The 4,030-nt window shown below is 30.1% G+C and carries 4 protein-coding genes and 1 pseudogene; 1 reads left to right on the plus strand and 4 read right to left on the minus strand.

The window, feature by feature from the left end:
• A pseudogene (locus WBN21_RS04660) lies at positions 1–590 on the minus strand (blaR1 peptidase M56 family protein); the annotation flags it as partial.
• 2 nt (positions 591–592) lie between these two features.
• Complete coding sequence (locus tag WBN21_RS04665; RefSeq protein WP_424198121.1) at positions 593–955, minus strand: BlaI/MecI/CopY family transcriptional regulator; 363 nt, start codon at positions 953–955, stop codon at positions 593–595.
• Between the two features lie 150 nt (positions 956–1,105).
• Here WBN21_RS04665 and WBN21_RS04670 point away from each other — a divergent pair, with 150 nt between their 5' ends.
• On the plus strand, positions 1,106–1,603 hold the full coding sequence (locus tag WBN21_RS04670; RefSeq protein ID WP_424198122.1) for a DUF456 domain-containing protein: 498 nt from the start codon (positions 1,106–1,108) through the stop codon (positions 1,601–1,603).
• 318 nt (positions 1,604–1,921) lie between these two features.
• Here the strand turns inward: WBN21_RS04670 and WBN21_RS04675 are convergent, their stop codons facing one another.
• A complete protein-coding gene (locus WBN21_RS04675; RefSeq protein ID WP_424198123.1) occupies positions 1,922–2,596 on the minus strand; it encodes a DNA-binding response regulator in 675 nt (224 codons plus the stop codon).
• A 9-nt stretch (positions 2,597–2,605) separates the two neighbouring features.
• On the minus strand, positions 2,606–4,030 hold a 1,425-nt coding region (locus tag WBN21_RS04680), incomplete at its 5' end, for a tetratricopeptide repeat-containing sensor histidine kinase (protein ID WP_424198124.1).

Raw genomic sequence — 4,030 nt, forward strand, 5'->3', positions numbered from 1 at the left:
AACGGATTAAACCAAAAAAGAATTCGCAAGAGTTCAAAAAACAATAAATCTAACGTATGGTTTTGCTTTACATGAACCATTTCATGTTTTAAAATGGCAGTTCTTTCATCATTTTTAAAGTCCTCTCCTAAAAAAATATAATTAAAAAAGGAAAACGCCAATTTGCTCTTTAACAAACTAATAATAAACACATTGTCTAATTTCTGTTTTGGGTTTTTATAGAGCAAAATCGCCAATTTCGCCAATTTAAAAGCTAATAATAGCGTGGCTAATCCAACTCCTAAATAAAAAACGAACTCCCAAGACCAAAATGAATTCCCTTCTAATAAACTCAGGTTTAATTCAACAGGATGTATCTCTGGCTGATTCGTATTTCCAATAAAAACTTCAGGTAGGTTTATAATATAGTCTTGCGAAATAAAATTTTTAAAACTATTTATTTTTATAAATGGAATTATTAGTGAAAGCATGGCTGTTACTAATAAATAAGCTCTATTCCAGTTAAAGAATGTTTCCTTTTTTAAAAACACATCATATATGATTAAAAAGAATAACTGAAAGGCTATGGTTTGGATGATATAATGAAACATAATTACGACTGTTTTTTATTAATTTCATTTAGCACAGACTCTAAGTCTTTAATATTCATATCGTTTTTCTTGACAAAAAATGATACCATACTTTTAAAAGATCCTTGAAAATAATTATCAACCAGCTTGTTTATGGATTGATTACTATAATCCTGTTTCTCCATTAATGGAAAATACACATGTCCTTTACCTTCTTTTTCATAATCTACAATCCCTTTACTTTCAAGAATTCTAACAATTGTAGAAACCGTATTGTAAGCTGGTTTTGGCTCTGGAAACTCTTCAATTATGGTTTTAACATTGGCTTTTTTTAGTTGCCAAAGTATCTGCATAATATCCTCTTCTGCCTTTGTAAGTTGTTTCATGAGTAAAAAATTAAATTATTCAACTAATCTTTTAGTTATACAAATATAACTAAAAATTTAGTTCAAACTAATTTTTTAGTTTAAAAATGTAACATTTGGCATGATTTTTAGTCTAAACAGTATATAATACCAAATAACTTAAACATTTTTATGGATACTATTTTAATTATCATTGCCGGTTTTGTAATGCTTTTAGGCATTTTTGGCAGCTTTTTACCTGTTTTACCAGGACCTCTTACAAGTTGGCTTGGACTTTTGGTGCTTCATTTTACCGATGCCATACCCATAGACAAAACATTTCTAATCATAACATTCGTAATTGCCATATTTATTTGGATTCTTGATTATATTATTCCGGCCATAGGAACAAAACGTTTTGGCGGCAGTAAATACGGCATGATAGGAACTACTATTGGGCTTATTGTTGGTTTAATTGCCCCAATTCCTGGAGGTATAATAATTGGGCCTTTTATTGGCGCATTAATTGGAGAACTCATAAATAAAAATGATACTAAAACGGCAACCAGAGCTGCTTTTGGATCATTCATAGGATTTTTAACATCAACTTTTATAAAGTTTGTTGTTGCGATAATCTACCTTGGATTATTCATCGGAATATTATGGGATTATCGGGAAGTTTTATTTTAGTTTCCAGCTATAACGGAAATCACGAAACTAAGTATAGAGGCATTTCTTTTAAATTTTAAAAAGAAGAAACCCTGTGGGTCTCTCACCTCCACAGGGTTTATGTAAATTGCTATTATCAACAAAAAAATTGAGGGATTAATTAATTTTTGAAGTGTTGATAAGACAAATATAATTAGAACTATTGACTTCCAACTGCGGAAAACCCACACTTGAACTGCGGGCTCACGGTAGAAACCAGCTATAGCAACGGTTTCGAGCGGAAAAAAAAGGTGATTTTTTTAATAAAAATCACCTTTTTAGTTATATGTAATCCTTTAGCTATACAAATCCCTTTTTTCTAGCTTCTTGAAGCAACGTCTCATCTTGGCCATCTTGTATCTCAAAAATTTCTCGTAGATTTTTTTTCCTTTTTTCAATGGCACTTAAAGATATGTCGAGGTGTGTGGCCAAATTTTTTGTTTTAACGCCTTGCGATAATAAGTGTAGAATTTTTCTGTTTTTATCATCAATTACAATATCGGTTGCAATTGTTTTTCTTATATGACTATTTACAGTACCACTATAAAATGGCGGGTTATTTAATACCGCTTGAAAGGCACTTGCTAATTCTTTAGAGGTTAAATCACTTTTAATCAAAAAGCCTTCAGGGTCTATAGTTTTTATAATATTATGAATTCTAAAAGACTCATTAAACATAGTTAAAATGATGATTTTTGCATTTGGCAAAACCTTTCTTGCATATTCAGCTAGATCTTCACCCGAACTCATTGAACCATCCGATGACGGTGGTAAACTAATATCCACAAATAAAACATTATACGGTACTTCTCTTAAAACTGACTTATCCATAAACACAATCGCTTCATCACAATTGTTTGCAATATCTATTTCTAATTCTTGATTGTCCTTTTTAGTAAATAGCAATGTGTTTTGATACCCCTCAATAATCATGGGGTGGTCATCAATCATAAGTATTTTAATTTTTTCAATCATAATTTGGTGTTAGGGAGTTGGAGTTGGTACTTCTATAATGACTTTTGTTCCTGCATTTATATGAGAGGTTATTGCAATTGAGCCGTTTATTTCCTTTATTCTGGAATTCATGTTTTTTAAACCAATTCCAGATTTCGCTTTAGAAACATCAAAACCAACACCATCATCTTCAATGGTTAAGCAAATTACACTATTTTTTAAATTAAAACTAATATTTACTTTTGATGCCTGGGCGTGTTTGTAAATATTGTGAAGCGTTTCTTGGATAATTCTATAAATATGAATTTTCTTTTTATTTGAAACAGAATCCCAATGTATGTCATCATCTTGCTTTAACTCATAATCAAGTTGATAAGCCAAGGTTTGTGTTTCTACAAGTGTTTTAATAATATCAATAAAGCCTGACCCTGAAATAAAATCGGTATTTAATTCATGTGATACTTTTCTAATATCCTCCTCTATCGTTTTAAGCTCATTTATGTATTGTTCTCGGGTATTAATGGCCTCAAGGCTGCTACTCATGTTTAAGCTATCTAAACTTAACCTAGTACCGAATAAACGCCCTAAGACGCCATCATGCAATTCTTCAGAAATGCGCTTTTTCTCTAAAGCTCTAGCTTCTTCAATACTTTCGTTTTGAGATAACATGAGGTTATAAATTTCTTCGTTGGCCTCTTGTTGCTTTTGGACAAATTCTAATTCTTTATTCTTATTTCTTTGTGATATTACAAGGTACAAAAGAAAGGAAGCTAAGATTAATACTATTGAAATTATTAATAGCCATAAACGTTCTTTAGTTATTTTGATGTTTTCTTGTTCAATTTTATTAGTTTCAAATCGTATTCTTGCAAATTTATCGCGTTTCAGTCTTTCACTTTTTTGTAAACTGTCGCTCAGTTTAATATAATCATTCAAAAACTTATTAGAAACTGAGCCGCTTTCTATTTTCGAAATCAGTAATAATGATTTTAACAAGTCATCATTATTGTAAACCTTAGAAAGGTTTTTAGCCTTATAAGCATAATATTTAGCAGAGTCCTTTTGATTTCTATCATTGTAATATTCAGCTAAATGCTGATTTATAATTATCGAGTTATAAGAATCATTAATACTATCACAAATTTTTAAAGCTTTAAGATACAACCCAGGTAATTTCTCAAAGTTCTTTGACAGATATAATGTATTAGCATAATTTCCAAGAGCTAGAACATGAACATCTGCGTAATTATTTATTAATTTCTTATTTGCTAAAATCTGTTCGTATTTTTCTAAAGCTATTTTAAATTGTCCTGAATTTTTATAGGTAAAAGCAATATTATTTTCAGATAAACCAATACTTCTTTCGAAATCGCCTTCTAACCCTCTCTTTAAGTCAAGGGCTCTGTTATAATAGTTAATAGATTCTTCAAACTGCTCTAATTCATTAAAAACAAT

It is taken from the genome of Algibacter sp., assembly GCF_049667265.1.
Lineage (GTDB): Bacteria > Bacteroidota > Bacteroidia > Flavobacteriales > Flavobacteriaceae > Algibacter_B.

Coding starts and splice junctions, on each gene's coding strand:
- WBN21_RS04675 (WP_424198123.1), bottom strand. CDS start 2,596: ATGATTGAAAAAATTAAAATACTTATGATTGATGACCACCCCATGATT.
- WBN21_RS04665 (WP_424198121.1), bottom strand. CDS start 955: ATGAAACAACTTACAAAGGCAGAAGAGGATATTATGCAGATACTTTGG.
- WBN21_RS04670 (WP_424198122.1), top strand. CDS start 1,106: ATGGATACTATTTTAATTATCATTGCCGGTTTTGTAATGCTTTTAGGC.